22 protein-coding genes are annotated in these 26,222 nt (G+C 72.5%); 8 read left to right on the top strand and 14 right to left on the bottom strand.

Translation table 11 applies throughout. The features are described 5' to 3' along the window. Positions 1 to 130: 130 nt before the first annotated feature. Positions 131 to 2,788: a protein translocase subunit SecD gene (gene secD / locus ACSIH6_RS36550; RefSeq protein ID WP_435112924.1), complete on the bottom strand. Its 2,658-nt coding sequence runs from the start codon at positions 2,786 to 2,788 to the stop codon at positions 131 to 133. Between the two features lie 76 nt (positions 2,789 to 2,864). Further along, entirely contained in the window at positions 2,865 to 3,311 is a 447-nt protein-coding gene (locus tag ACSIH6_RS36545; protein WP_435112922.1) for a hypothetical protein, read from the bottom strand. Positions 3,312 to 3,608: 297 nt separating this feature from the next. On the opposite strand from ACSIH6_RS36545, the gene metG reads away from it, so the two are divergent. From metG to ACSIH6_RS36530, 3 genes are all read left to right on the top strand, one after another. Continuing rightward, positions 3,609 to 5,426, top strand: a complete 1,818-nt coding sequence (gene metG / locus ACSIH6_RS36540; protein WP_435112920.1) for a methionine--tRNA ligase — start codon at positions 3,609 to 3,611, stop codon at positions 5,424 to 5,426. 79 nt (positions 5,427 to 5,505) lie between these two features. Beyond that, positions 5,506 to 6,429 (top strand): TatD family hydrolase, encoded by a 924-nt coding sequence (locus tag ACSIH6_RS36535; RefSeq protein ID WP_435112918.1) that lies wholly within the window; start codon positions 5,506 to 5,508, stop codon positions 6,427 to 6,429. A 333-nt stretch (positions 6,430 to 6,762) separates the two neighbouring features. Then, entirely contained in the window at positions 6,763 to 8,412 is a 1,650-nt protein-coding gene (locus ACSIH6_RS36530) for an IS701 family transposase (RefSeq protein WP_435112916.1), read from the top strand. Between the two features lie 127 nt (positions 8,413 to 8,539). Here ACSIH6_RS36530 and rsgA read toward each other — a convergent pair whose 3' ends face one another. From rsgA to ACSIH6_RS36515, 3 genes are all read right to left on the bottom strand, one after another. Then, positions 8,540 to 9,652, bottom strand: a complete 1,113-nt coding sequence (gene rsgA / locus ACSIH6_RS36525) for a ribosome small subunit-dependent GTPase A (RefSeq protein WP_435112914.1) — start codon at positions 9,650 to 9,652, stop codon at positions 8,540 to 8,542. 231 nt (positions 9,653 to 9,883) lie between these two features. Then, complete coding sequence (locus ACSIH6_RS36520; protein ID WP_435112912.1) at positions 9,884 to 10,750, bottom strand: MHYT domain-containing protein; 867 nt, start codon at positions 10,748 to 10,750, stop codon at positions 9,884 to 9,886. 225 nt (positions 10,751 to 10,975) lie between these two features. Further along, positions 10,976 to 11,611, bottom strand: coding sequence for a TetR/AcrR family transcriptional regulator (locus ACSIH6_RS36515; protein ID WP_488186059.1), 636 nt, complete (start codon positions 11,609 to 11,611; stop codon positions 10,976 to 10,978). A 418-nt stretch (positions 11,612 to 12,029) separates the two neighbouring features. On the opposite strand from ACSIH6_RS36515, the gene ACSIH6_RS36510 reads away from it, so the two are divergent. The 4 genes from ACSIH6_RS36510 to ACSIH6_RS36495 all read left to right on the top strand — a co-directional run bounded on the left by ACSIH6_RS36510 (position 12,030) and on the right by ACSIH6_RS36495 (position 14,478). Beyond that, the gene (locus ACSIH6_RS36510) at positions 12,030 to 12,728 is read left to right on the top strand and encodes a carbonic anhydrase (protein ID WP_435112910.1); all 699 of its coding nucleotides are present in this window, start codon (positions 12,030 to 12,032) and stop codon (positions 12,726 to 12,728) included. A gap of 441 nt (positions 12,729 to 13,169) precedes the next feature. After that, the gene (locus ACSIH6_RS36505) at positions 13,170 to 13,658 is read left to right on the top strand and encodes a hypothetical protein (protein WP_435112908.1); all 489 of its coding nucleotides are present in this window, start codon (positions 13,170 to 13,172) and stop codon (positions 13,656 to 13,658) included. A gap of 95 nt (positions 13,659 to 13,753) precedes the next feature. Continuing rightward, positions 13,754 to 14,125, top strand: coding sequence for a hypothetical protein (locus ACSIH6_RS36500; protein ID WP_435112906.1), 372 nt, complete (start codon positions 13,754 to 13,756; stop codon positions 14,123 to 14,125). Positions 14,126 to 14,232: 107 nt separating this feature from the next. After that, a complete protein-coding gene (locus ACSIH6_RS36495; protein WP_019609838.1) occupies positions 14,233 to 14,478 on the top strand; it encodes a hypothetical protein in 246 nt (81 codons plus the stop codon). 64 nt (positions 14,479 to 14,542) lie between these two features. Here ACSIH6_RS36495 and ACSIH6_RS36490 read toward each other — a convergent pair whose 3' ends face one another. The 8 genes from ACSIH6_RS36490 to ACSIH6_RS36455 form a co-directional block, all read right to left on the bottom strand. After that, positions 14,543 to 15,547, bottom strand: a complete 1,005-nt coding sequence (locus tag ACSIH6_RS36490; RefSeq protein ID WP_435112903.1) for a sugar phosphate isomerase/epimerase family protein — start codon at positions 15,545 to 15,547, stop codon at positions 14,543 to 14,545. A gap of 34 nt (positions 15,548 to 15,581) precedes the next feature. Then, positions 15,582 to 16,310 (bottom strand): hypothetical protein, encoded by a 729-nt coding sequence (locus ACSIH6_RS36485; RefSeq protein ID WP_435112901.1) that lies wholly within the window; start codon positions 16,308 to 16,310, stop codon positions 15,582 to 15,584. A gap of 202 nt (positions 16,311 to 16,512) precedes the next feature. Beyond that, the gene (locus ACSIH6_RS36480) at positions 16,513 to 17,385 is read right to left on the bottom strand and encodes a sugar phosphate isomerase/epimerase family protein (RefSeq protein ID WP_435112899.1); all 873 of its coding nucleotides are present in this window, start codon (positions 17,383 to 17,385) and stop codon (positions 16,513 to 16,515) included. Next, positions 17,386 to 18,585, bottom strand: a complete 1,200-nt coding sequence (locus ACSIH6_RS36475) for a substrate-binding domain-containing protein (protein ID WP_435112897.1) — start codon at positions 18,583 to 18,585, stop codon at positions 17,386 to 17,388. A gap of 2 nt (positions 18,586 to 18,587) precedes the next feature. Further along, positions 18,588 to 19,685 (bottom strand): ABC transporter permease, encoded by a 1,098-nt coding sequence (locus ACSIH6_RS36470; RefSeq protein ID WP_435112895.1) that lies wholly within the window; start codon positions 19,683 to 19,685, stop codon positions 18,588 to 18,590. Further along, positions 19,682 to 20,791, bottom strand: coding sequence for an ABC transporter permease (locus tag ACSIH6_RS36465; protein WP_435112893.1), 1,110 nt, complete (start codon positions 20,789 to 20,791; stop codon positions 19,682 to 19,684). The genes ACSIH6_RS36470 and ACSIH6_RS36465 overlap by 4 nt, the downstream gene beginning before the upstream one ends. Beyond that, positions 20,788 to 22,515, bottom strand: a complete 1,728-nt coding sequence (locus ACSIH6_RS36460; RefSeq protein WP_435112891.1) for a sugar ABC transporter ATP-binding protein — start codon at positions 22,513 to 22,515, stop codon at positions 20,788 to 20,790. The genes ACSIH6_RS36465 and ACSIH6_RS36460 overlap by 4 nt, the downstream gene beginning before the upstream one ends. Beyond that, positions 22,512 to 23,654, bottom strand: coding sequence for a Gfo/Idh/MocA family protein (locus ACSIH6_RS36455; RefSeq protein WP_435112926.1), 1,143 nt, complete (start codon positions 23,652 to 23,654; stop codon positions 22,512 to 22,514). The genes ACSIH6_RS36460 and ACSIH6_RS36455 overlap by 4 nt, the downstream gene beginning before the upstream one ends. Before the next feature lie 115 nt (positions 23,655 to 23,769). On the opposite strand from ACSIH6_RS36455, the gene ACSIH6_RS36450 reads away from it, so the two are divergent. Next, positions 23,770 to 24,987, top strand: a complete 1,218-nt coding sequence (locus ACSIH6_RS36450; protein WP_435112889.1) for an ROK family protein — start codon at positions 23,770 to 23,772, stop codon at positions 24,985 to 24,987. Between the two features lie 203 nt (positions 24,988 to 25,190). On the opposite strand, the gene ACSIH6_RS36445 is transcribed toward ACSIH6_RS36450, so the two are convergent. After that, a partial coding sequence (locus tag ACSIH6_RS36445; protein ID WP_435112887.1) for a DUF6177 family protein occupies positions 25,191 to 26,222 on the bottom strand: 1,032 nt, incomplete at its 5' end.

The raw sequence follows: 26,222 nt of genomic DNA, 5'->3' as shown, positions 1-26,222 counted from the left end.
GGAGGGGCCTGGGGGGAGGCGCTCCCCCCCGGTCCCTTCGCCGTCCGGCCCGCCGCACCACCTCTGGGGGCGGCGGGCCGTGTGATCGCGGCGGGTCCCCGGCCGCGGGGCCGGGGACCCGTTCGCGGCGCTAGACGACGGCGCCGTCGTCGGCCTCGCGGGCGGCCTTGGCGGCCACCTTCTGCTTGGCCTTGCGCTCCTTGACCACGTGGGGCGCGTCGGTCCTGTCCCACCTCTGGAGCCAGATGGCCAGCGGGACGGCGACGAAGATCGTCGAGAGGACGCCCGTCGTCAGACCCACCAGCATGGCGATCGAGAAGTCCTGGAGCGAGGACCCGCCGAAGAAGGTCAGGAAGCCCAGGATGATCAGCGCGCCGATCGAGGTGTTGACGGTACGCGGCAGGGTGTTGAGCACCGCGCGGTTGGCGATCTCGGAGAACTTCGACTTGTCGTCCCGGGCCCACTCGTCGCGCACCCGGTCGAACACCACCACCGTGTCGTTGACGGAGAAGCCGATGACGCTCAGGAGCGCGGCGAGGAACACGCCGTCGATCGGCTTGCCCAACCAGATGAACAGCCCGATCACCAGGACCAGGTTGAAGGCCAGCGACAGCATGGTGGACACGCCGAACGACCAGCGGAAGCGCCAGGCCAGGTAGACCATCTGGAGCGCGAGGGCCGCGCCCAGGGCGATCAGCGCGCGGTTGCGCAGCTCGTCGCCCATGCTCGGGCCGATCAGCTCGTCGCTGACCAGTTCCACGCCGCCGGTCTGCTCGCCCAGGGCGTCGGCGATCCTGGCCGCGTCGTCGTCGGAGATGCTGCCGGTGCGCACCGAGATGTCGCCGTCACCGGACTCCTGCACCACGGCCGTGTCCGAGCCGGGGAAGTCCAGCGCGGAGATGACCGAGCGGGCCTCGTCGACCGAGACGCCCTCCCCGCTGCTGACCTCGTACTCCAGCACGCGGCCGCCGGTGAACTCCACACCGAGGTTGGTGTCGCGGATCAGCGGAGCGGCGACCGCGGCCGCCACGATCAGACCCGCCACGATCAGACCCTTGGTGCGGTGGCCCATGAGGTCGGGGTTCCTGGCGACCAGCCAGGTGCGGACGCCGCCGATGCGGTTCAGGCCGCTGACGGCCGGGTGCTTGCGCACGACCGCGCGGCGCACCGCCCACTCGACGAACACGCGCGCGATGACCAGCGCGGAGAACATCGAGACGAGGGTACCGATGCTCAGGGTCACACCGAAGCCCTGCACGGTGCCCGAGGCGAAGAAGAACAGCAGGGAGGCGGCGATGAGCGTGGTGATGTTGGTGTCGAGGACGGCGCTCCACGCCTTGCGGGAGCCCGTGACGAACGCCTTCTCCAGGCTCGGCGGCACCGCCCGGCGCCGCCTGCGGGTGAGCACCCCGGACTCGGCCTTGGCGGCCTCGTCCTCGGTGGCGTCCCGCAGCCCCGCGGACTTGTTGGCCTCGTAGAGCTTGGCCTGGCGTTGGTGTTCCTCGCGCGTGCGTTCGAAGATCAAAACGTTGGCGTCGATGGCCATACCGATCGCCAGCACGAAGCCCGCCAGGCCCGGCAGTGTCAGTGTGGCGTTGATGGCGACCAGGGCGCCGTAGGCGATGAGCGTGTAGAAGCCCAGCGCGAGGGCGGCCAGGAAGCCGACCAGCCGGTAGACCAGCGTGATGTAGAGCGTGGTGAAGGCCAGGCCCAGGATCGCGGCGACGGCGCTGGCCTGGATGGCCTCGGCGCCCAGGGTCGGGCCGACCGTCTGGCGCTGGACCTCGGTGACCGGCAGCGGCAGCGAGCCGCCCTCGATCAGCACGGCCAGGTCGTTGGCGGTCTCACTGGTGAAGTCGGGGCTGGTGATGGTGGTGGTGTTGCCGGGCATGCCCACGTCGCAGGCGAACTCCGGGTTCACCTCCGGGGCGGAGATGATCTGCCCGTCCAGCACGATGGCCACGCGGCGGCGCGGGTCGCCCTGGTCGTAGCAGGCGGCGTCGGCGGTCAGCGCGGTCCACTGGTCGGCGCCCTCGCCGCGGAAGTTGACGTTGACCGTCCACTGCGCGCGGTTGACGCTGTCCAGCGCGGCGTCGGCGCTGGCCACCTGGTCGCCCTTGATGGCGGTCTCGCCGAGCTGGAGCTGGGTGCCGTCGGAGTCGGGGAGCGTCATCACGACGTCCTCGGGGTTCTCCGCGCTGGGACCGGCGGGGGGCTGCTGGCCGCCCATACCGCCCTGCTGCGCCATGAGCTCTTCGAGCTGCTCCTGCGTCATCTCCTGGCCGCCGCCCTCGGCGGCCTCGTCACCGCCCTCGGCCGCGGGGTCGGACGGGGCGCGCGCCTCGTCCGCGGTGGCCTGCGGGGCGTTGGCGGAGTCGCCCGGGGCGGGCGCCTGCACGCCCTGGCCGCCGGACTGGCCCACGCCCAGCACGGGGTGGAAGGACAGCTGGGCGGTCTGGCCGATGATCTGCGCGGCCTCCGCCGGGTCCTGCACACCGGGCAGTTCGACGATGATCCGGTTCTCGCCCGAGCGCGACATGGTCGCCTCGGACACGCCCAGGCGGTCGATGCGCTGGCGCAGCACCTCGACGACCTGGTCGGTGTTCTCGGAGTTGGCGGGTGTGCCCTCGGGACCGTCCTGGGTCTCCAGGACGATCTGTGTGCCGCCGCTGAGGTCGAGCCCCAGGCGCGGCGGGATGAACCACGCCGCGCCGAACGCGACGAGGATGACGAGAAGGGAGATGAGGGCGCGTATCCAACGCGCGCCCGCTCCCGTTTGACTGGACAAGGACCTGGTACCTCTTCACTGCGAATACGGGTGATCCCGACGCACGCCGGAGACAGGGGGGTGCGCGCGGGGATGGTCAGATGGCGGTGTTCGCGCTGGGAGGGGGAGCCCGTGTCGGCGGCAGCTCCCCGGGGGAGTCCAGGTCCGGGACGGGATCGGGCGCGGGGGGCGAGAGCGGCCACCAGGGCTGGTCCCACACCGCCAGGCGCAGTGCGCTGCTGGGCACGGTGTCGGGCAGGTCGCGCAGCACCGACCGGTGGTCGCACGTGGAGGCGGGCGGCCCGACGGTGACCATCGGGTTCTCGGCCAGGTCCGCGCGTTCGCGAGGGGTCACCCGGTCCTGGTCCGCAGACGGGACCGCGGCGCCCTCGGGAGCGCTGAGCAGGCCGTGCGGCGGCAGGGGCGGTCCGGCCGGCTGCCCGCCGCCGGAGGCGACGGGGAAGGACAGGATGACGAGCAGGACCACGCTGGTCAGCAGCGCGGTCGTGTGCCGGGCAGGGCGGGGTAGGGCACCGGTAACCATGGTGACCACCGCCTTGGGGAGGGACCGGGAGGGAAGTGCTGCCCGACCATGCGTCCCGGTGGCACACGGCTCGTCCAGCAGAGCATACGGGTAGCGGCAAGCCCCGGGGAATGTCCCTTCGGCCCCCGGTGCACCGCGGGGCCGCTGTGCCCCGGATCGCGCGCGGGACTGTGCTCCGGACCGCGCACGCGGGAAAGCCGGACTCGGCGCGGTGTGGGCGGCGCGGTGCGCGCGTCCGTGGGCCACGCGCGGAAAAAGGAGGACGGCGTGGCCCGGCAGTACCTTTAGGCTTGGGTCATGTCGTCGAATCGTCACATCCTGACCGCGGTCGCCTGGCCCTATGCCAACGGACCGCGCCACATCGGTCACGTGTCCGGCTTCGGGGTCCCCTCCGACGTCTTCTCCCGCTTCCAGCGAATGTCGGGCAACCACGTGCTGATGGTCAGCGGGACCGACGAGCACGGCACTCCGGTCCAGGTCCTGGCCGACCAGGAGGGTGTGACCCCCCGCGAGCTGGCCGACCGCTACAACCGGATCATCGCCGAGGACCTGGTGGGCCTGGGCCTGTCCTACGACCTGTTCACCCGCACCACCACCGGCAACCACCACGCCGTCGCGCAGCAGCTGTTCACCGCGCTGTACGAGAACGGGTACGTGTTCGCCCACACCACCAAGGGCGCGGTGTCCCCGTCCACCGGCCGCACGCTGCCCGACCGCTACATCGAGGGCATCTGCCCCATCTGCGGTTACGACGGCGCGCGCGGCGACCAGTGCGACAACTGCGGCAACCAGCTCGACCCGATCGACCTCATCTCGCCGCGTTCGCGGATCAACGGCGAGAAGCCGGAGTTCGTGGACACCGAGCACTTCATGCTCGACCTGCCCGCCTTCGCCGACGCCCTCACCGCCTGGCTCAAGGGCAAGGAGGGGCAGTGGCGTCCCAACGTCCTCAAGTTCTCCCTGAACCTGGTGGAGGACCTCCAGCCGCGCGCGGTCACCCGCGACCTCAACTGGGGCGTGCCCGTCCCGCTGGAGGGCTGGAGCGACAACGCCAACAAGCGCCTGTACGTGTGGTTCGACGCGGTCATCGGCTACCTGTCGGCGTCGGTGGAGTGGGCCCGGCGCATCGGTGAGCCCGAGGCCTGGCGCCGCTGGTGGCAGGGCGACGAGGCCCGGTCCTACTACTTCATGGGCAAGGACAACATCGTCTTCCACTCGGTGGTCTGGCCCGCGATCCTGCTGGGCCACAACGGCGAGGGCGACCGGGGCGGCGAGCCCGGCCCGCTGGGCGGGCTGAACGTGCCCACCGAGGTGGTCTCCAGCGAGTTCCTCACCATGGAGGGGCGCAAGTTCTCCTCCTCGCGGCGCGTGGTGATCTACGTGCGCGACTTCCTGGAGCGCTACTCCGCCGACGCGCTGCGCTACTACATCATGGCCGCCGGTCCCGAGACGCAGGACACCGACTTCACCTGGGCCGAGTTCGTGCGCCGCAACAACGACGAGCTGGTGGCGGCCTGGGGCAACCTGGTCAACCGCTCCATCTCGATGGCGGCCAAGAACCTGGGCGAGATCCCCGCGGCCGGTGAGCTGACCGACGAGGACCGCCGGGTGCTGGAGGACTCGCGGGCCGCGTTCGCCAGGGTGGGCGAGCGGCTGGAGCGGTCCCAGTTCAAGGCGGGCCTCCAGGAGGCCATGCGCACCGTGGCCGAGGCCAACAAGTACATCTCCGACCAGGCCCCGTGGGCGCTGAAGAAGACCGACCCCGACCGGATGGCCACCGTGCTGCACGTGGCCCTCCAGCTGGTCCAGGACGCCAACACGCTGCTCACCCCGTACCTGCCAGAGTCGGCGAACAAGGTGTACGCGATGCTCGGCGGCACCGGCACCTGGACGGGCATGCCCCGCATCGACTCCGGGCGCGACACGATCGGCGGCTCGGAGGAGGAGGTGGAGTACCCGGTCATCACCGGGGACTACGCCGACGACGAGGCTCGCTGGGAGTCGCGGCCGATCGTGCCGGGCACCCCGCTCGGGCGCCCGGAGCCGCTGTTCGCCAAGCTCGACCCGTCGGTCGTGGACGAGGAGCTGGCCCGCCTGGAGGGTGCCGCCGAGTAGGCTCCGGCCACGGCGGCGAGAGGGACGACCGCGCCGGCGGGCACAGCCCGTCGGCGCTTCTTCGTGGAGGAACGTGAGCATGGGAAAGCGCAGCGGTAAAGCGGTCAGGGAGCGCAACGACCAGACGCCCCCTCCGGTACCCGAGCCCCTGCGCGTACCGGTGGCCGACAGCCACACCCACATGGACATGCAGACCCCGGAGGTCGAGGAGATCATCGCCGCCGCCGAGGGCGTCGGGGTGACCCCGCTCGTCCAGGTGGGCGTGGACCTGGCCTCCTCGCGCTGGGCGGCCGAGGTGGCCGCCGCGCACCCGGGTCGCGTGTGGGCGGCCGTGGCCCTGCACCCCAACGAGGCGCCGCGCGTCGTGCACGGTGACGGCGCCCCGGGCGTGGAGGTGGACGACACCGACTGGGCGGGTAAGCTCCGCGAGCCCGGCGGGACGGCGGAGCTGGAGGCGCAGCTGGCCGCCATCGACGAGCTGGCCGCGCTGCCCCAGGTGGTGGCGGTCGGCGAGACCGGCATGGACACCTTCCGCACCGGCCCCGAGGGCGAGTGGGCCCAGGAGGAGTCCTTCCGCCGCCACATCGCCATCGCCAGGCGCCACGGCAAGGCCGTGATGATCCACGACCGCGACGCCCACGAGGACGTGCTGCGGGTCCTGGAGGAGGAGGGCGCTCCGGACCGGGTGGTCTTCCACTGTTTCTCCGGCGACGCGGCCATGGCCAAGGTGTGCGCCGAGCACGGGTACTTCATGAGCTTCGCGGGCAACGTCACCTTCGCCAGCGCGGAGTCCCTGCGCGAGGCCGCGGCGGCCGCGCCGCCGGAGCTGATGCTGGTGGAGACCGACGCGCCCTTCCTCACCCCCAAGCCCTACCGGGGCCGCCCCAACGCCCCCTACCTGATCCCGCACACGCTGCGGACGCTGGCGCGGGTCAAGGGCATGGACGAGGACGAGCTCGCCGGGGTCATCGCGGGCAACGCGGGGCGCGCCTTCGGGTTCTGACCCGGGCTCTCCGGCTCCGCGTCTTCGCAGCCGGGCTGCGGCGGCCCCGAACGGCGGCGGGGTCCCCGCGTCCCACCGGAGACGCGGGGACCCCGCCGGGCCGACAGCCCCGCCCACGAGAGAGGACGAGGCGCCAGCCGGTGACTGGAAGGTCCACCGGTCCGCCCGTCCTCTTCACCGTGATCTTGTACCTATAGCGAGCTTCGAGCGCCCTCGGCTTTCGTGGTTCTTGGAGTTCTGTCCGGTTTCGCATGCTTTGGCATGAATCTGGACAGGACCCCGCCCCAGGCATGACAAAGGGAGCATCAACCAGTCCCGTCTAAAGGCTCGCTGATGCTCCCGCACGCCACCATACCCCCCACCCTGCAACGCCTGCTCAACCACTTTTGGCCCTGCTTCACCCGCCCGACCTTCGCCACCTTCGCCGCTCTGATCACCGGACTAATCACCCACACCGGACCACGCACCGTGTGCGGCATGCTCACCGGATCCGGCCTGGCCCGCATCTGGCCCCACGACCGCGCCCACACCTTCTTCTCCCGCCGCCGGTGGAACCCCCACCACCTCGGTCAGATCATGGCCCGCCTCATCGTCGACCTCTGCACCACCCCCGGCCAAGACCTGACCCTGGTCGTGGACGACACCCTGATCAAACGCTCCGGGCGCCACGTCCATCACCGCTACCGCCACCACGACGGAGCACGCCCTGCCCGCGACCCCCTGACCTGGGGTGTGTGCTACGTGGTCACCGCCCTGGCCGTCCACCTGCCCGGCCGGACCCGAGCCCTGGCACTGCCCACCCTGGTCAGCTGCTGGCGGCCCTCCCGCACCAGGCGCCCCACAGGCCAGGCATGCCCAGGCCCGATCCCTGACCCCCACACCGCACACGTCTCGGCCACCGCCGCTACCGCCCGCGTCCTCGACCACGCCCGCCACCGCCATGACCAAGCCCACACAGGCTTGCAACTGCGCCTGGACAAAGAAGCCGCCCTACCCACAGGACACCGCCTGCCCGGCCCCGACTCCAAGCTCGCCCTGCTCGCTCGCCTGGACCAACGAGCCCAAGAGCTCGCCGCCGCGCAGACCGCCCATGACGAGGAACTCGACAAGGCCCTGGCGTTGTCCACCCCTGCCACCGGCCACACCACCGACCCCGACACCGCGCAGCGGCCCACCAAGACCGAGACCGCGATCGCCCTGGCCACCCAACAGGCCCGCCAGTTCCCCGACCGCACCGTGCACGTGGTGGCTGATGCCGCCTACCACAACCCGGCCCTGCGCGCCCTGCCCGCGAACATGACCTGGACCTTTAGGGTCGCGGCCAACGCGGTGCTGTCTGAGGTGCCACGGACCCCAAAGGTGGGGTCCGCGACCCGACCCGGCAGGCCCGCCTACAGCGGCCAGAAACTGGGCACCCCCGAACAGATCGCCGGGTCCGCGGACTTCGTCCCCCTGGACAACGGCACTGGCCAGGAGATGGCCGTCGTCGACTGCCGGTGGGCGCGCACCCTGGGTCCCACTCCCGTGCGCTTGGTCTTGGTGCGCACCCCGGGCAGCGGCAAGCCCTACGAGGTGGCGTTGTTGACCACCGACACCTCCAGCCCCGCCGCGCAGGTGCTGGCCCGTTACGCCGACCGGTGGCCGATCGAGGTGTGTTTCCAGGACACCCGAGCTCACCTGGGGTTGGAACAGGCCCGTAACCGCACCCGGGCCGCCGTTGAGCGCACGGTCCCGTTCCAACTGCTGGCCTACAGCCTCATCGTGCTCTGGTATCGGTTGCACGGCGACGGGCGGGCGGACGTGACCGCCCGCCGCCACCGTCAGCCCTGGTACCACTCCAAGACCGATCCGGCCTTCGCGGACATGATCACCGCGCTCAGAGAGCACGTGATCGAACACCGAATATCCCGTAGGGTCCCCGACCTGGGGTTGAAGCGGTTAATCAGAGAGATCGTCAGGGGCCAGATCGATACCGCAGCGTGAGCCGGATCCACCCGAACCGGACAGAACTCCAAGAACCACGAAAGCCGAGGAGCGCCGACATCGACTATAAGTACAAGATCATCGCAGGTCGGGGCCTCTCGCATCCCATCGGCAACATTTCTGGTCACTAGCCGCCCCGTTTGCGCCAGGCGTTCTCCCGGCCCTGCCGGTCGACGGCCTTCCACTGCTTCCTGCGCTCGGCGCGCAGACGCGCGTCGCCCCGGGATCGGTTCCACTCGGACTCGCGCCGGAGCCGGTTCCAGCGCTCCAGCCGCCTGGCGTCCAGCTCGCCCTCGTCCACGGCGGCGTTGACCGCGCAGCCGGGCTCGCTGCCGTGCCGGCAGTCCCGGAAGCGGCACTGTTCGGCGAGGTCGGAGACGTCGGCGAAGGTCCGGTCCACGCCCTCCGCGTCGCCGGGCACGTCGATGCGCCGCACCCCGGGGATGTCCAGGACCAGCGCGCCGCCCGGCAGCTGGAGGAGCTGGCGGCGGGTGGTGGTGTGCCGCCCCCGCCTGTCGTGGCGGATCTCGCCGGTGTCCATCAGGTCCCGCCCGGCCACGGCGTTGACCAGGCTGGACTTGCCCGCTCCGGAGGTGCCGAGCAGGACCCAGGTGGTACCGGGCAGGAACCGCGCGGCCAGCTCCTCCACACCGAGGCCGGTGTGCGCGCTGACGGTGTACACGTCGGCGCCCGCGGTCACCGAGCGGACGAGTTCGAGCACCTCGGGGAGGCGGTCCCCGGCCAGTTCGGCCTTGGTGACCGCCACGACCGGGGTCGCACCGCTCGCCCAGGCCAGGCTGAGGAAGCGTTCCAGGCGGCCCACGTTGGGCTCCTGGTCGGCGGCCTCGCAGATCAGGACGCCGTCGATGTTGGCGGCCAGGACCTGGTCGTGGGAGTCCCGGGCCACGCCCTGGCGGACGAGGCTGCCGGAGCGTTCGAGGACGGCCTCGACGACCCAGGTGTCGCCGGAGCGGCGCACCGCGACCCAGTCGCCGCTGCACGGGGCGGAGGACGGGTCGGCCTGGGCGGCTCTGGTGACGGCGGGGGAGTAGTCGGCGGCCGTCTCCCCGGGGAGACGGACCACCGCCCCGCCGCGGCGCGAGGAGGAGACGCGCGCGGGGACCACCGGGTGGGGGCACGCCGCGGCGGCGGCGTCGAAGGCCCGCTCGACGCGGCGGTTCCATCCCAGCGCGCTCAGCGGGGAGGGGGCGGGTGTGTCTGTGCTGTTGTGCGTGTTCACGACGGACTCTCTGGAGTGGCGAGCCGTCAGGAGGGGGACCGCCCCTCAGGGCTCGCGAACGGTCGGGAAGGTCGGGTTCGAACCATGCGCAGGAACGGTCATCACTGCTTCCTCTCCGTCGTCGGCGCCGAGGACACGGCGCGCTCCGCTCCGGCGAGTCTAGGACCGCCGGGTCGGAGCGCACCACGGGTTTTCCGGGCGGGGGGCTCGGGGACCGGGGAGCGGGGCGGCTCAGCGGCGCCTGGTCCACACGTCGTCGGACAGCGCGGTCTGCGGGCCGGTGGCGTGCCGGGGCACGTACCCCGAGGGGGGCGCCTCCGGCTCGTTCCCGGGCGGGGGCGGGACGGGGGCGGCCGCGCGCCGGGAGTAGTCCGGGTGCTCCTCCTCCACTCCCAGCAGGAGGAAGAGGCTACAGATCAGCATGAAGACGAACAGGCCCGCGAGCAGGGGCAGGACCAGGTCCGGCGCGCTGGAACCGGGCGGAGGGGTGTTCCGGGAGAAGCGCGGCTCCGTGAAGTGGACGCCCATCATGCCGGTGTAGTGCATGGTGGTCACCGCGACGGCCATGGCCACGGAGGCGGCGGTGATGGCCGGGAAGCCGCGCAGCCGGGAGGCGAACCACAGGGAGGCGGTGGCGGCCACCAGCGCGACCGCGCAGGCCAGGGCGACGTAGAGCGGGTCGTGGTGGATCTCCCCGTGCACGTTCATCGAGTACATGCCGAGGTAGTGCATGGCGATGACGCCGATCCCGGCGATGAACCCGCCCAGCAGGAGCCAGGCGGACGTCCTCCTGACGATGGTCAGGGTGAGCGCCACGGCCATCACCACGATGGCGATGACGCCGCTGACCACGGTGAGCGTGGCGTCGTAACGGATGGCCGTGCCGGGCGGGGAGAAGCCCATCATGGCGATGAAGTGCATCGACCACACAGCCATCCCGCCCAGGGCGAGGGAGGCCAGGGTCAGCCACTGCCACCGGACGAGTCCCGTCGTCCGGCGCGCGCGCGAGGCGAAGGACAGCCCGAGGAACGATCCGATCACCGAGACCGCGAAGGCGATGGAGGGGGTCAGCCAGTCCTGGGCGAGGTGGTCGAGCACGGCTCACTACTTTCCATGACCTTGGTCCCATTTCGGTCGGGTTCCATGGATAGTAGGGAGGCCGGAGACTGATGCGCCAGAGGTGTTCTCAGACGTGTGTGGCCTGATGTGGCCAGCGGCAACGCAGGGGAACACTGGCGCGACCCTCAGTTCCGCCGGGCCCGCACGCCGTCGGAGCGCGGGGCCGCCCCCGACGCCTCGAAGCCCGTCATGGCGGTCGGACCCTCAGGCCCGCAGCCCCGCGAAGGCGATCCTCGCCAGGGTGTCGGCGACCTCGTCGGAGTCCAGCCCGCGGTCCGGCTTGTACCACTCCGAGATCGAGTTGACCATGCCGAACAGCAGGCGCGCCGCGACCGCGGGGTCCACGTCCGGGCGGATGTCGCCGTCGGCGGCGCCCTCGCGCACCAGGTCGGCGACCAGGTGGTCGAACTCCCGGCGCCGCTCCAGCGCGCGCTTCTCCACCTCGGTGTTGCCGCGCACCCGCAGCAGCAGGGTCACGTGGGGCAGTTCGTCCACCAGCACCCGGACGCTGCCGCGCAGCACGTGCTCCAGGCGGTCGATGGCCGGGCCGGTGGTCGAGGCCTCCTCGCGGGTGACCGCGAACAGGGCGTCCATGGCCAGGTCCAGGGAGCGGCGCAGCAGCTCGGCCTTGCCGGTGACGTGGTGGTAGATGGCCGACTTGGTCACGCCCAGGGCGCGGGCCAGGTCCTCCATGCTCGTGCCGTCGTACCCGCGTTCGTTGAACACGCGCGCGGCCACGCGCAGGACGGAGTCGGCGTCGTGGCCGGGGCGGCCGGAGCGTCGCCGCCCCGCTGCCCCGCGGCGGGAGGGCGCTGGTTCGACAGGGGAAGATCTGGACACGGTTGTCGAATCTACCTGGTGGGAGCGGCCCTGTGGGCGGGGACGGCCGCAGGCGCGCCCTCAGCCACCGGGCCCCACGAGGATTTCTTAACGAACGGTCGGTTGGTAATGCATTCTATCCCGGGCCCGCGGCGTCCCCGGGCGGCCCCCTCCGTCCGGTCGCGGGGTGTGTTCCGGGGAGCACTTTTCGTCAAACGCGGAGAAGGGTGCGCGAAGCCGGAGGAAAACCCCGCGTCCGGCATTGTCCGAGTTCAGCGGCGCGGAAGCGGTGCTTTCGCATCCGTTCCGGAACGGGTGCTGCGCTGGAGGACGTTAGGGGCGCGTTAAAAACCCTTGATCTGGTTCGTGGTGCAAGAGTAATTTGGCCCTCGTTTGGCGGCAAAAGTCCACATTTGTCACGTCAAGAATGAGACCTCACATGGCCATCACTCGCCGTAATGCCCTGCGTGCCTCACTCACCGGAGGGGTCGGGGCCGCGGTCGCCACCGCCGCCTCCGCTCCCGCCTGGTCGGCACCCATGCCCGCACCCCGGCCGGGGGACGCCGCGGAGGCGCTGCGCCTCCTCAAGCAGGGCAACAAGCGCTGGCGCCGGTACGACTCCCGCCACCCCAACGAGGACCGCGCCCGCAGGGAGGAGATGGCGCGGGGGCAGGCCCCCTTCGCCGTGATCCTCGGCTGCGCGGACTCCCGCGTGGCGCCCGAGCTGGTCTTCGACCGCGGGCTCGGCGACCTGTTCACCATCCGCTCCGCGGGCCAGGTCCTGGACGAGTCCGTCCTGGGCAGCATCAGCTACGCCGCCGAGCACCTGGCGGTCCCGCTCATCGTCGTCCTGGGGCACTCCTCGTGCGGCGCGGTCACCGCGGCCGTGGAGGCCCACGAGACCGGAGAGGTCCCGCACGGCCACGTCGGCTACCTGGTGGAGGGAATCCTGCCGGTGGTCGAGGCGACCCCCGACGACGGCGGCGACTTCGTGGACGCCTGCGTCCGGGCCAACGCCGAGTACATCGCCGACCAGCTCCGCGTGGACGACGACCTGCGCGAGCTGGTCGAGTCCGGGCGCCTGGACGTCGTCCCCGCCCGCTACGACCTGGAGACCTCCGAGGTCGTCTGGCTCTGACCCCTCGCAGTCCCGCTCCCTCACCGCCACGGACCCGTGCCCCCGGTCAGTCCCGCTCCCTCCCCGCTCATCTCCCTCTCCCCTCCCGCCTTCCCCTGGCAGCCGGTCCGCTCGCGGCCCCGTCGCCTCCCGCTCCGTCCGCCCCCTCACCGGCGCGACCCGGGTCCGAGGTCCCGAAGCCCCCGCCGGGGAGAAAAGGTGACCGTGCGCGACACTCGGGTCGATCGCCTTTCTTCGCGGGGCGAAACACGCGCCAGTGCCTCTTCGTCTCCCCTTTCGGATTTCTCCCACCCCCTCCGGTCAGGCATAACATAATAAATCACTGAAAAGGCTGCGGTGTGAACGGGTGACGCCTATTCTCGTGATGTCCGCAAAGGACAGTTAGCCTGATTCGTCGCGGGCCGACGCAAGTCCCGGCCCCAGCCTTCGCAAAGGACCGACGTGCGCTTCGACCAGCAGTTGCGGGAGATGCTCCAGACGCCGGGGGTGCGCAGTGCCTGCCTCGTGGACTGGCGGCGGGGGCGCGTCCTCGCCCACGCCGGCGCCGACGATCCGGCCGCGGACGCGGCGGCGATCCTCAGGGCCGTCCGGGAAGGGCCTCTGTGCGCCGACCAGCGGGTGGAGGACGTCGTCGTCACCGACACCGACCACCACGTGCTGTTCGCCGTCGTGGAGGGTTCCGACCTGTGCGTACGGGTGCGGATGGGCCGCACGGAGGGCAGCCTCGGCTTCGCCCTGCGGCGGCTGCGCGACCTGGTGCGCACGGCGAGGGTGCCGCCTCCCCGCGACGACACCGACCGCCCGCCCCGGCGGGACCTGCCCCGCCCCGCCGCGCCGGCGGTCGCGTCCGTGGACCGCAAGGTGCTGGAGCGCGTGCTCACCGCGCTGCGGACGCTGTCCGTCGACCGCCCCCGGCCGGTGGCCGCGTGACCGGTGGGCAGCCCCGTAGAGGCGCCTCCGGCCTGCGCCGCTGGATCGCCGGCCGCAGGGCGCCGCGCCGACCCACGCCAAGGAGAGAGAAGGACATGCCGAACATCGAAGCCGGGCTCAAGGACATGATGGAGATCGACGGGGCGGTGGGCGCCGCCGTCGTCGACTACAGCAGCGGAATGGCGCTGGGCACCCTCGCCTCCACCAACTCCCTGGACCTCACCGTGGCCGCCGCGGGGAACACCGAGGTGGTCCGCGCGAAGATGCGCACCATGGACCAGTTGGGACTCAACGACGCGATCGAGGACATCCTCATCACCCTGTCCGGGCAGTACCACATCATCCGGCCCCTCACCAGCCGCAAGGGGCAGGGCCTCTTCCTCTACCTGGCCCTGGACCGCTCCCGGGGCAACCTCGCCCTGGCCAGGCACCGCCTCAAGGGCATCGAGGCGGACCTGGAGGTGTGACCGGGCGGGCCGCCCCGGAGCCCCCGTCCTCACGGAGGATTCCCAGCCGGGGAGGCGATGGGGCAGAATGCCGGTGTCCGCCCCCCGGCACCCTAGGGAGACAGCACATGTTCCGGGTCGTTATCAGCCGTCTCACCGACAACGGACTGCGTGTCACCCCAGAGCAGAAGGACACCGCCATGTCCGTCCAGGAGGCGGTGTCCTTCATCCGCGAGCACCTGCCCGGGGTGGACACCGCGGCCTTCGGCGACAGCGCGGTGCAGGGCTCCGTCAACCGGGTCAACGACTTCCGCTGCGACGTCTCCACCGCGGACGGGGGGCACTACCGGGTGGTCATCGCCCCGATGATCTGACCCCGCCTCCCGGTGGAGGGGGATCCCCGGTACGCGCCGCCCCGCCGCCGCGCCTGGGGCCAGGTCAGTCCGACCCGAAGGCGGAGTCGAACGACGCCTCGGGCGGGTCGTAGGCGTGGGAGCGCACGAAGTCCACCGCCTCGGCCGCCCCGACCAGCCGGTCCATGCCCGCGTCCTCCCACTCCACCGAGATCGGCCCCCGGTAGTCGATCGCGTTCAACGTGCGGAAGCAGTCCTCCCAGGGCACGTCGCCGTGTCCGGTCGAGACGAAGTCCCAGCCCCGGCGCGGGTCGCCCCACCGCAGGTGGGAGCCCAACCGCCCGTTGCGGCCGTTGCCCACCCGCTTGCGGGCGTCCTTGCAGTCCACGTGGTAGATCCGGTCCCGGAAGTCCCACAGGAACCCGACCGGGTCGATGTCCTGCCACACCATGTGGCTGGGGTCCCAGTTCAGGCCGAAGGCCGGGCGGTGGCCCACCGCCTCCAGCGCCCTCTGGGTGGACCAGTAGTCGTAGGCGATCTCGGAGGGGTGCACCTCGTGCGCGAAGCGCACCCCCACCTCGTCGAACACGTCCAGGATCGGGTTCCACCGGTCGGCGAAGTCGCGGTACCCGGCCTCGATGACGTCCTCGCCCACCGGCGGGAACATCGCCACGTACTTCCAGACGGCCGAGCCGGTGAAGCCCACCACGGTGGACACGCCGAGCCTGGCGGCGGCGCGGGCGGTGGTCCTCATCTCCTCGGCGGCCCGCTGGCGCACGCCCTCGGGCTCTCCGTCGCCCCATACCCGCGCGGGCAGGATGTCGCGGTGGCGGTGGTCGATCGGGTCGTCGCAGACGGCCTGGCCCAGCAGGTGGTTGGAGATCGCCCACAGGCCCAGTCCGTGGCGTTTGAGCGTGTCCAGCCGGTCGCGCACGTAGTCGTCGTCCACGGCGGCCCGGGTGACGTCGAGGTGGTCGCCCCAGCAGGCGAGTTCCAGACCGTCGTAGCCCCACGAGGAGGCCAGGGAGCACACCTCCTCGAAGGGCAGGTCGGCCCACTGTCCGGTGAACAGGGTGACTGGTCGCGGCATGTTCGTCTCCTCCTGGAGTAGGGGGGTTTGGTGATCAGTGGTCGTGTCCGCCGCCGGAGCCCTCCCCGGCGTCCTCGGGCCCCGCGCCCTCTTCGGCGCCGTCGGGAGCGAGGGCGCCGCTGTCGGGGGCCGCGGGCAGGTACAGGTGGACGTGGCCGTGACCGGCGTCCACGCTGACCGCGTCCAGGTGCGTGGCTGCCACCGACCACGACACGACCGCCTGGTCGCGCAGTTCCATGGCGATGTGCAGGACGTCCATGCGCAGGTCCTCGTCCTGGACCAGGGCGGCCTTGGCGTAGGTGTCGACCGACATGGACAGCAGCCGGACGGAGGAGGCCAGGCCCGCGTGCGCGGTCCGGTGGGCGCCACCGGACTCGGGGACCTCGCCGAAGTGCACCGAGGCGTCCTGGACCTCGGTGCGCCAGGAGTTGACCACCGAGGCCTCGGTCAGCTCCAGGGGCGGATGCGATCCGTCGGTGGGCAGGAACTCCTCCATGTCCTCCACCACGGGGACGAGTCCCTCGTGGGCCGTGCGGGTGTGGGCGAGCAGTGAGCCGACCTGTTCGGCGTCGGGGTGGTCCGCGGAGGCCTCCGGCGCGGCGGAGGCGCCGTTCACGCCGTTCCCGCCGAGGAACACGACGGAGGCGACGGCGGCACCGGCCACCGCGAACGACACCCCGGTCAGCCACCAGGTGGCGGGGGTGTCCGCCACCGGGTCCGGGAACTCGGATCCGGCGGCGGAGGGGGTCTTGTGAGCGGGCATGGTGACGTCTCCTCGTGGGGATGGAGCCGCCCTACCTCAGTCAGCGCTTTCCGGCGAGCGCGGCACCGAGCGGGGGTGGTGGACGTTTCCTCCTGGCCCGAGGTCACCGTCGGCCGTGGTGCGGACACGGCGGCCGGTTCCCGCCCTCCGCGGGGCCCGACCGCCCCTGTGCGGGCGGACCGGAGCCCCCGGGGAGCACTGCCTACCTGCACGGCGGCTCCTCTCGTCGGCTCAGGGCGCGAAGGAAGGCCAGGCCGTCGACGGCGATCGCGTCCTGGGTCGCCGCCAACGGTCGCCAGACGGAGGCCGCCGTGGCGATGCTGGCATTGTCCGCCGTGAACGACTCGATCACCAGGGGTCCTCCGTACCCCGCGTCGCCGAGCGCGCCGAGGATCGCGCTCCAGTCCAGGTGGTCGGCCCCGGGGGCGCCGCGGTCGTTCGCGCACACCTGCACGTGCGTGATCCTGCCCGCGGCACGCCGCACGGCCGCCGCCACGTCCCGCTCCTCGATGTTCATGTGGTACACGTCCAGGGCCAGCCCGCAGTGCTCCGCGGGCAGGTCGGCCAGCATCTCCAGCCCCTGGTCCACCGTGTTGAGCACGCTCGTCTCGTACCGGTTGAGCGGCTCCACCGCCAGGCGGACCCCCGCGGCCGAGCAGTGCCCGACCACGGGGGCCAGCGCCTCGGTCAGCTCCGCGCCGATCCCCGCCCGCTCACGCGGGGACATCCGCCACGTGCGGCCGACCGAGGCGTAGGCCGGACCGGCGGCGACGGGGGAGCCCACCGCCGCGGCCGCGTCCACGACCCGCCTGAGGTAGTCCTGCGTGGCCGAGCGGGTGGCCGCGTCGGTCGCGACCAGCTCCCGGCCCGGCCCCATGACCAGCACGACGCTGGCCGTCAGGCCCAGCCCGTCCAGCAGGGCCCGGGCGCGCCGGGGGTCCCAGTCGCCCGCGTTCTCCACGGGGAGCTCGATCACGTCGAACCCCCACTCCGCCACGCGGGGCGCGATCCGCTCCAGCGCGGCGTCGGTCAACGGCGACGTCCACACCCAGGTGTTGACCCCCAGCGCGCGCATCTACCGGTCCGTCCAGGCCTCGGGGAAGCCCGGCAGGTCCTCGCCGCCGAACTTCGCGTAGTGCAGGGACGGCATCTCCGCGTTGCGCTCCAGGTACTCGTCCAGCTCGCCTTCGCGGATCGGCTCCTGCGGCAGGACCCACTCCGAGGGCACCTCCTCGCCGGCGAGGATCATGCTGGCGGCCAGGACCGGGGTCCGCCACTGGAAGTTGGAGTAGACGGGCGCGATCGCGGTGAGCTCCTCCTCCTGCCACTTGCGCATGAAGCTCAGCTCGTCCTCCCCGGAGATCACCGGGTAGGGCTGGCCGGCGTCCTCGAAGGCCTCCAGAGCCGCCACGGCGCCGTCCCCGGCGTCCATCCAGATGCCGTCGACCTCGCCGCGCTGGAGGTGCTGGGAGACCAGGTCCTTGATCATGGCGCCGTCGCCCTCGGTGAACTCGTGGCCGAGCACCTCCAGCTCGCTGTCGGCGAAGATCTCCTGGGCCGCCGCCCAGCGGTGTTCGAGCACGTCCACGCCGGGCAGGATGCGCAGCGCCAGCACCGTCGAGCCGGGCTCCAGCTCCTCGACCAGGAACTCGGCCGCGTCCGCGCCGTAGGCATAGCCGCCGATCGGGTGGATGAACGTGACCATGCAGTCGCTGTTCACGCCGCGGTCGAAGACCACGACCGGGACGCCGCTCTCGCAGGCGGTCTCCACCGCCGGGGTCAGGGTCGCGGTGGTGGAGGGGGAGATGAGGATGACGTCGCAGTCCCCGGAGTCCACGAAGGCCTGGATGTCGGAGATCTGCTGGTTGTCGTCGTCGGCGGCGTCCGACACCCGGAACTCGCCGATGCGCCCCTCCTCCTGGAGCGCCTCCACCTGCTGCTCCATGGTGATGAAGCCGGTGACGCGCCAGGGGTTGGACACCGAGGCGTTGGAGAAGCACAGCGTCGCGTCCTCGGGCGCGTCGTGCGTGAACTCCGAGGTGTCGATCCACTCGGGCTCGATCGCCTGGAGCCAGGGCTGGTCCTCGGGGCCCTCCGGGGTGATCTCGCGCTGGGCCAGCTGGGCCTCGAACTCGGCCTCGTCGAACCACTCCCCGTCGGGGGTGAGCTCGGCGCCCGCCTCCTCGGGGGCGTCGGTGGGGGCGTCCGTCGTACACGCCGTGAGCATCAGGGTCAGGCCGGCGGCGCCGGCGAGCAGCACGCGGGGGACGCGCATGGTTACCTCCTGGAAGTGCCGAGCGGCCGCTCGGTCGGATGGTCCGGTCGCCGTCGCAGGCGCTCCGGCAGTCGAAGGTCGCCCCGGCGGGCGGCGTAGGCCACCGCGGCGATGATGATGAGCCCCTGCACCGTGGGCTGGAGCGTCGAGGGCAGGTACAGCTGGTTGAACAGCGTGAACAGGGCCTCCACGGTCAGGGCGCCCAGGACGGCGGCGACCACGGTGCCGCGCCCGCCGCCCAGCACCACCCCGCCCAGGACCACCGCGGTGATCGCGGTGAACTCCAGCCCGTCGCCGACCTGCGCGGTGACCCCGGCGTAGCCGCCGATGAGGACGGCGGCGACGGTGGCCATGAGGGAGGAGCCGACGAAGGCCGCCGTGCGCACCCGCCACACCCGCACCCCCGAGAACGCGGCGGCGACGTCGTTGTCGCCCGTCGCCATGAGGGAGCGGCCGTAGGGCGAGCGCATGAGCACCACCGCGCCCGCCGCCAGCACCAGCGCGATGAGCAGCGCCCACGGGATCTCGCCGAGGACGGGCACGCCCTCGATCCCGTGCCGCCCGAACACACGGAAGGACTCCGACAGGGAGCCGGTGGGCGCGCCGCCGGTCCAGTAGCGCACGGCGCCGAACAGGATGAGCATCGTGCCGAGCGTGGTGATGATCGACGGCACCCGCAGCAGCGTGGTCACCAGGCCGTTGACCAGGCCCACGACCAGACCGAAGACCAGCATGAGGCCGATCACCGGCCAGGTCATGGCCTCGTCGCCGTCGATGAGGCGGGCCGCGACCACCACCTGCGCGCCCACCAGGGAGCCGACCGACAGGTCGAACTCCCCGGAGACGATCACCAGGTACTGGCCGATGGCCAGGATCACCAGCGGCGCGGCCTGCTTGGCGAAGGCCATCAGCGGTGGCCCCTCGAAGAACGAGGGGTTCTGGGTGGCGATCACCACGAAGATCAGCGTCAGCAGCAGGGCGACGGTCGCCGTGCCGCCCCGGCCCAGCGCGGCCAGCGCCGCCAGCGGACCCGGGCCGCGCGACTCGGGCCCGCGCGGCCCGACCGGGCCGCGCGCGTCCTGGGTGGGGGTCGGGGTCATCGACGGCCTCCGAGGGGTTGCGGTGCGGACCCCGGCCCGGGGTCCGGATCGGGGGCGGCCCCGGTGTCCGGGGCGGGCCGCGGCACGGGGGAGGGCGGCGGCGCGCCGCCGGAGGGAAAGCGCGTCCGCGCGGCGGAGCGCCCGCCGCGGGCGTAGACGGCCACGGCGGCGATGACGATGACGCCGCGCAGCACGTCCTTGACGAACGGGTCGACCGCCAGCACGTTGAACACGGTGTCGAGCGTGGCGAGGATGAGCACCCCCGCCACCGTCCCGGCCACGCCGCCGCGCCCGCCGAGCAGGTAGGTCCCGCCCAGCACCACGGCCGCGATGGCCTCCAGTTCGTAGCCCCCGGAGTAGACGGTGGCGCTGCCGGTGCCGAACCGGGCGGCCAGCAGCAGACCGGCCACACCGGCGGTGACCGAGCACAGCACGTGCGCGGTGACCGTGGGCACCCCGGAGCGGACCCCGGAGAGCCGGGCCACGTCGGCGTCGCCGCCGACGGCGTAGATGTGGTAGCCCATCCGGGTGCGGCTCAGGAACAGCACCGCCGCCACCGCCACGCCCAGCATGACCAGGGTGGAGACGGGCAGCACGCCGATCCGGGTGTAGCCGAAGGCCTGGAAGGCGGCGGGCACCGATCCGGCCGGGCCCTGGAAGTTCGTGTCCAGGTAGCCCTTGATCACCAGCCCCATGCCCAGCGTCGCGATGAAGGGGTTGACCCGCAGTCCCGTGACCACCAGCCCGTTGACCAGTCCGATCAGCGCGGCCAGGCCGAGCGCGGCGGCCACGCCGAGCACGATCCGGGAGGGGTCGCCCGCCATGGTGGTGGCCGCGACCACGGTGGACAGGGCGGCCACGTAGCCGACCGACAGGTCCAGGGAGCGGCACAGGATGACGAGGGTCATCCCGATGGCCAGGAAGCCCAGCAGGCTGCTGCGGGTCAACAGGTCGACGGTGTTGGCCGTGGTGAGCAGGTTGCCGCCCCGGGCGGCCACGAAGGCCGCGCTGACCGCGAGCAGCAGCACCAGGGCCAGGTAGACCAGTCCGGTGGTGCCCGTCCGGGCGCGCAGACTCCGGAGGGCGGAGGTCGGTGGACGTGTCACGGGGCGGCCTCCTCGTGCCGTGCGGGGGAGCCGCCGCCGTCGGTCCCGGAGGACGGGGCGCCGGGGGAGGCGTCGTCGGCCGAAGCGCGGGGACGGTGGACGTCCGTCCCGCTCTCCTCGGGGGTCGGTGGGGTGGGGCCGCTCTGGAGCGGTGGTCCGGTGGCCGGATCCTCTTCGGTGGCCGACCCGGCGGCCGGGTTCTTCTCGGGGGCCGGTACGGCGGATCCGCCCGGGTGCGGCGATCCGGTGGCCATCGCCATGACCTCCTCCTCGGCGGCCCCGCCGGGCAGCTCGCCCGCCACCCGGCCGTCCCGGAGGACGACCAGCCGGTCGGACATGCCGATCAGCTCGGGCAGCTCGGAGGAGATGAGCACGATCGCCACACCGGCCGCGGCCAGCTCGCGCATGAGCCGGTAGACGGCCTGCTTGGCGCCCACGTCGATGCCGCGCGTGGGCTCGTCGAGCACCATCACGCCGGGTTCGGCGGCCAGCCACTTGGCCAGCACGACCTTCTGCTGGTTGCCGCCGGACAGGTACCGGACCTCCTGGTCCTGGCCGCCGCGCGCCACCAGCTCGAGGGAGGAGAGGATGCCGGGCAGCCGCCGGGCCCCGCGGGCGGAGCCCAGGGGCCAGACCGCGTCCAGGACCAGGCGGCCGTTGGCCGCCACCGACTGGTTCAGCGCCAGTCCCTGCGCCTTGCGGTCCTCGGTGACCAGCACCAGCCCGGCGCGCACCGCCGTGCGCGGCGAGCGCGGATCGACCCGCCGCCCGTCCACGCGGACCTCGCCCCGGGTGAAGCGTTCGACGCCGAAGAGGGCGTGGGCGACCTCGGTGCGCCCGCTGCCCTGGAGCCCGCCCAGGCCCAGGATCTCGCCGCCGCGCACCTCGAAGCCGATCCCGTCCAGTTGGGTGTTGCCGCCCGCGGTGACCGACAGCCGCACCCGCCCCACGTGCTCGCCGTGCGGCTCCAGGCGCTCGGGGAAGACCGCCGAGACCGGGCGTCCCACCATCTTGCGGACCAGCTCGGCCGGACCGATCTCGCTGGCGGGGACGGTGTCGACCAGGTGGCCGTCCTTGAGCACGGTGATGGTGTCGGCCAGCTCGAAGATCTCCCGCATACGGTGCGACACGTACAGCACCGCCACGCCGCGTTCGCGCAGGCGGCCGATGATCCGGTAGAGCACCTCCACCTCGTGGTCGGCCAGCGCGGCGGTCGGCTCGTCCATGGAGATGATGCGCGCGTCGTGCGAGAGCGCCTTGACGATCTCCACGACCTGCTGCTCGGCCACCGACAGCGACCGCACCCGGGCCCGGGGGTCGATGCCCTCCAGGTCGAGTTCGGCGAGCAGTTCGGCGGTGGCCCGCTCCATGGCCCGGCCGTCCACCAGGCCGCGGCGGCGGATCTCCCGGCCGAGGAAGACGTTCTCGGCGACGGTGCGGTCGGGCAGGAGGTTGAACTCCTGGAAGACCGTGGTCACGCCCGCGCGCTGGGCCTGGACGGGGTGCTCGAAGGAGACGGCCCCGCCCTCCAGTTCGACCGTGCCCCCGTCCGCCCGGTGCACCCCGGCCAGCACCTTCATCAGGGTGGACTTGCCCGCGCCGTTCTCGCCGACCAGGGCGTGCAGCTCGCCGGGGTGGAGTTCCAGGTCGATCCCGTGCAGCACGCGCACGCCCAGGAAGGACTTGGTGATGCCGCTCATGCGGAGCAGGGGCGGGCCGCTCATGCCCCGTCCACCTCCGGCACGTCGACCCAGCGGCGTTCCCGGGCCGAGGTCAGGACGGCCTCGGCCAGGACGGCGGCGCGCAGGCCGTCGGCGAACACCGGCAGGCCCTCGGGGGTCTGCCCGGCGATGGCGGCCCCGGTGTCGGCCACGAGCGCGTTGAAGCAGTCCTGGTAGCCCTGCGGGTGGCCGACGGGGGTCGTGGACAGGCGCGCGGCGTCGGCGCTCAGTTCGGGGTCGTCGCGGCTGATGGTGCAGGTGCGGCCCCGGCCGCCCGCCCAGAGGGTCTCGGGCCGCTCCTGGTCGAACAGCAGGGTGCCCTCGGTGCCGGAGACCTCCAGCACGAGCCGGTTCTTGCGGCCGGGGGAGACCTGGCTGATGACGGCGCTGCCGACCACGTCCCCCGCGGTGGAGAACTGGAAGGCCACCAGGTCCTCGGTGGCCACCGAGCGCCCGGCGCGGGTGTCGTTGATCCGCGAGGTCTGGGCGCTGACCGAGGTGATGCGGTCGCCGGTGACGAACTCCAGCATGTCGCACCAGTGCGAGCCGATGTCCCCGAACGCGCGGGTGGGGCCGCCCAGTTCGGGGTCCACCCGCCAGTTGTCCTCGTCCGGGTACAGGAGCCAGTCCTGGAGGTAGCCGCCGTGGGCGAGGCTGACGCGGCCGATGGAGCCCGAGGCCACGCGGGCGCGCGCCTCGCGGGCCATGGGGTGGAAGCGGTAGGCGAAGGGGACGACGGCGACCCGGTCGGCCTCCGCCGCGGCCCGGACCAGCTCGCGGGCGGTGTCGGCGTCGGTGGCCAGGGGCTTCTCGCACACGACGTGCTTGCCGGCGGCCAGGGCGGCCAGGCTCAGCGGCGCGTGCAGGTGGTTGGGCGTGCACACGTGGACCACGTCCACGTCGTCGCTGCGGACGAGTTCGAGGGCGTCGGCGTGGGCGCGGGCGAGGCCGTGCGCGGTGCGGAACTGTTCGGCCTTGTCGGGGGAGGAGCCCGCGACCCCGACGACCTCGCCTCCCGCGGCGCGGACGGCGTGGGAATGGACCCGGCCCATGAAGCCGGTGCCGATCACCGCGGCGCGGTAGGCGTTGGGGGCGGTCGACCCGGGATCCGCTGCCTCACCCAGGCTTGTGACCTTACTCACTGACATGCTTCGAACGGTACGCCGGACTTCTGCCGATCGTCAAGCAAAAGTCGTAGGATCTATCTGCAATAGACGGATGACGGACAGTCAATAGATCCTGTGCTTCACTGTTCGCATGACGGAAGACGCGCTGACCCATGCGGAGGGACGACCCGGCCTGGCCGTCGCTCCGACCACCGCACCCGGTGCGGGCACCCTGCTCCGACTCCTGCGCGACGGCCGACCGCGCACCCGCTCGGAGCTGGCCTCGGTCACCGGTCTGGCCCGCTCGACCGTCACCCAGCGCGTGGACGCCCTGCTCGCCAGCGGGCTCATCGGGCCCGCCGGAGAGGCCGTCTCCACCGGGGGCAGGCCGCCCACGACCTTCTCGTTCCAGCCCGACGCCCGCGTGGTCCTGGCCGCCGACCTGGGCGCCACCCACGCCCGCCTGGCCCTCACCGACATGTCGGGGACCGTGCTCGCCGAGGAGCGCGCCGACCTGGACATCGCCCTGGGCCCCGAGCACGTCCTGGACTGGGTCGTGGACCGGGGCCGGGGCCTGCTGGAGGGCGCGGACCGGCGGGTGGACGAACTGCTCGGCCTGGGTATCGGCCTGCCCGGCCCGGTCCAGCACACCACCGGGCGCGCGGTGAACCCGCCGATCATGCCGGGGTGGGACAACTTCGACGTGCCCGGCTACGTCCACGACCGGCTCGACGTGCCGGTCCTGGTGGACAACGACGTCAACATCATGGCGATCGGGGAGCACCACACGGCCTGGCCCGAGGCCAGCCACCTGATGTTCGTCAAGGTCGCCACGGGCATCGGCTGCGGCATCGTCAGCGAGGGCAGCGTCTACCGGGGCGCGCAGGGCGCGGCCGGGGACATGGGGCACATCCACGTCCCCAGCGGAGAGGAGCGGCCCTGCCGCTGCGGCAACACCGGCTGCCTGGAGGCCGTGGCCAGCGGCGCCGCCCTGGCCGCCGCGCTCACCGCCGAGGGCGTGCCCGCGAACGGCGCCCGCGCCGTGGTCGAGCTGTCCCGCAACGGGTCGGTGCCCGCCCTGCGCGCGCTGCGCCAGGCGGGCCGCGACATCGGCGAGGTGCTCGCCGCGTCGGTGAACATGTTCAACCCGTCGGTCATCGTCATCGGCGGCGCGCTCGCCCTGGCCGGGGACCACCTGCTCGCCGGAGTGCGGGAGATCATCTACCAGCGGTCGCTGCCGCTGGCCACCGAGCACCTGAGCATCGTCTCGTCCGTGGCGGGCGAGAGCGCGGGCGTGGTCGGCGCGGCGGTCATGGTGATCGAGCACTGCCTGAGCCCCGAGCACGCCGACGCGCTCATCAACGGCTGAGCCGCGTGAGGCCCGTGAGCCCCGGACGGGGTTCGCAGGGCAGGGCCGGGACCCCAGCGCACGGAGCCGCCTTGGGGCGTGGGTGTTGGAGTGCGGGGTGTTCCGTCAGGGGCGCGGATCGGTCCCGCCTCGGGCCTGGGGCGCCTTCGGCTTCGGGGTGTCCCGACAGGGCGCGGACGCTGTTTCGGGCCTGAGGTGTTCCTTCAGCGCGCGGGCGCGCCTTCAGGGTCGAGGTGCTCCATCAGCTCCCGGAAGCGGCTCCAGGCGTCGGGTTCGACCCCGTCCCCGATCCGGTACCAGACCAGCGGGGCCATGGGCGGGCCGAAGGCGACGCCCTGCACCGGCGCGGCCAACGCCCGCTCCCGTCCCGCCTCCAGTACCCCCTCCGGTCCCACGGCCAGCCCGACCGGGACGGACACGCCCGCCCACCGGGGCGCGTACGTCAGGTCGGCGCGTCCGAGGGCGCGGTGCACGGTCATGCTGCGCAGGCCGTCCCGCGCGGTCAGCTCGTGCACCAGCGGGTCGAGGGCGTCCAGGTTGGGCGCCTCCCCGGGCCGGTGTCCCACCGACAACAGGATCCGCTCGCGCACCCCCGACGGCGTGCGCGACACCCGCAGGCTCCCCGCCAGGGGGCGTGCCCCCTCCTCCCGGACGCCCTCGGGCTGCCCGGCGAAGGCCAGCAGGGTCTCGCCCGGGGAGCGGCGCCGCGCCATGGCCGTGACCCGCTCGGTGTCCCACGCCCGGGTCAGCGGTTCGGAGACGCCCCACACCGCGGGCGGGCCTCCGGCCAGGCGCTCGGCGAGCAGCTCCACGGCGGTGCCCAGCTCCAGGCCGTCGCCGACCGGGTGGTCGACGCTCAGGTCCACGTGCAGGTGGATGCCCGGTTCCTCGTCGGCCGACGCCCGGAAGGCCTGGTTGGGGCCGTCCTGCGCGTTCACCCCGGGGTCGGGAGCGAAGCCGGTCTCCGCGTCCCACACCAGCGGCAGACCGTTGAAGCCGTCGTAGTAGCGCCCGTCCGGGGCGCGCACGACCCACGTGGCGCGGGGTCTGCTCAGGAACCAGCGCAGCGCGTGGGTGATGACGCTCGTGGACGGGGTGACCACCTGTAGGCCCCGCCCCTGGCGGCCGTGCTCGGCCAGCGCGTCCACGAACCAGCTGGACAGGGGGACCACCGGACGGTCCTGCACCAGGACGGCGTTCGCCCCGGTCACCGTGCTCACCGCGGGGTGGTCGGT

Origin of the sequence: Nocardiopsis synnemataformans, assembly GCF_965343085.1 — a bacterium.
GTDB lineage: Bacteria > Actinomycetota > Actinomycetes > Streptosporangiales > Streptosporangiaceae > Nocardiopsis > Nocardiopsis alborubida.
The sequence above is the reverse complement of the archived record's forward strand: the minus strand, read 5'-3'. Positions and strand labels throughout refer to the sequence as shown.

What these genes read in the sequence shown, in the direction of transcription:
- ACSIH6_RS36545 (WP_435112922.1), bottom strand. Translation starts at nt 3,311, where the DNA reads ATGGTTACCGGTGCCCTACCCCGCCCTGCCCGGCACACGACCGCGCTG.
- metG (WP_435112920.1), top strand. Translation starts at nt 3,609, where the DNA reads ATGTCGTCGAATCGTCACATCCTGACCGCGGTCGCCTGGCCCTATGCC.
- ACSIH6_RS36535 (WP_435112918.1), top strand. Translation starts at nt 5,506, where the DNA reads ATGGGAAAGCGCAGCGGTAAAGCGGTCAGGGAGCGCAACGACCAGACG.
- ACSIH6_RS36530 (WP_435112916.1), top strand. Translation starts at nt 6,763, where the DNA reads ATGCTCCCGCACGCCACCATACCCCCCACCCTGCAACGCCTGCTCAAC.
- ACSIH6_RS36510 (WP_435112910.1), top strand. Translation starts at nt 12,030, where the DNA reads ATGGCCATCACTCGCCGTAATGCCCTGCGTGCCTCACTCACCGGAGGG.
- ACSIH6_RS36500 (WP_435112906.1), top strand. Translation starts at nt 13,754, where the DNA reads ATGCCGAACATCGAAGCCGGGCTCAAGGACATGATGGAGATCGACGGG.
- ACSIH6_RS36495 (WP_019609838.1), top strand. Translation starts at nt 14,233, where the DNA reads ATGTTCCGGGTCGTTATCAGCCGTCTCACCGACAACGGACTGCGTGTC.
- ACSIH6_RS36490 (WP_435112903.1), bottom strand. Translation starts at nt 15,547, where the DNA reads ATGCCGCGACCAGTCACCCTGTTCACCGGACAGTGGGCCGACCTGCCC.
- ACSIH6_RS36485 (WP_435112901.1), bottom strand. Translation starts at nt 16,310, where the DNA reads ATGCCCGCTCACAAGACCCCCTCCGCCGCCGGATCCGAGTTCCCGGAC.
- ACSIH6_RS36480 (WP_435112899.1), bottom strand. Translation starts at nt 17,385, where the DNA reads ATGCGCGCGCTGGGGGTCAACACCTGGGTGTGGACGTCGCCGTTGACC.
- ACSIH6_RS36475 (WP_435112897.1), bottom strand. Translation starts at nt 18,585, where the DNA reads ATGCGCGTCCCCCGCGTGCTGCTCGCCGGCGCCGCCGGCCTGACCCTG.
- ACSIH6_RS36470 (WP_435112895.1), bottom strand. Translation starts at nt 19,685, where the DNA reads ATGACCCCGACCCCCACCCAGGACGCGCGCGGCCCGGTCGGGCCGCGC.
- ACSIH6_RS36460 (WP_435112891.1), bottom strand. Translation starts at nt 22,515, where the DNA reads ATGAGCGGCCCGCCCCTGCTCCGCATGAGCGGCATCACCAAGTCCTTC.
- ACSIH6_RS36450 (WP_435112889.1), top strand. Translation starts at nt 23,770, where the DNA reads ATGACGGAAGACGCGCTGACCCATGCGGAGGGACGACCCGGCCTGGCC.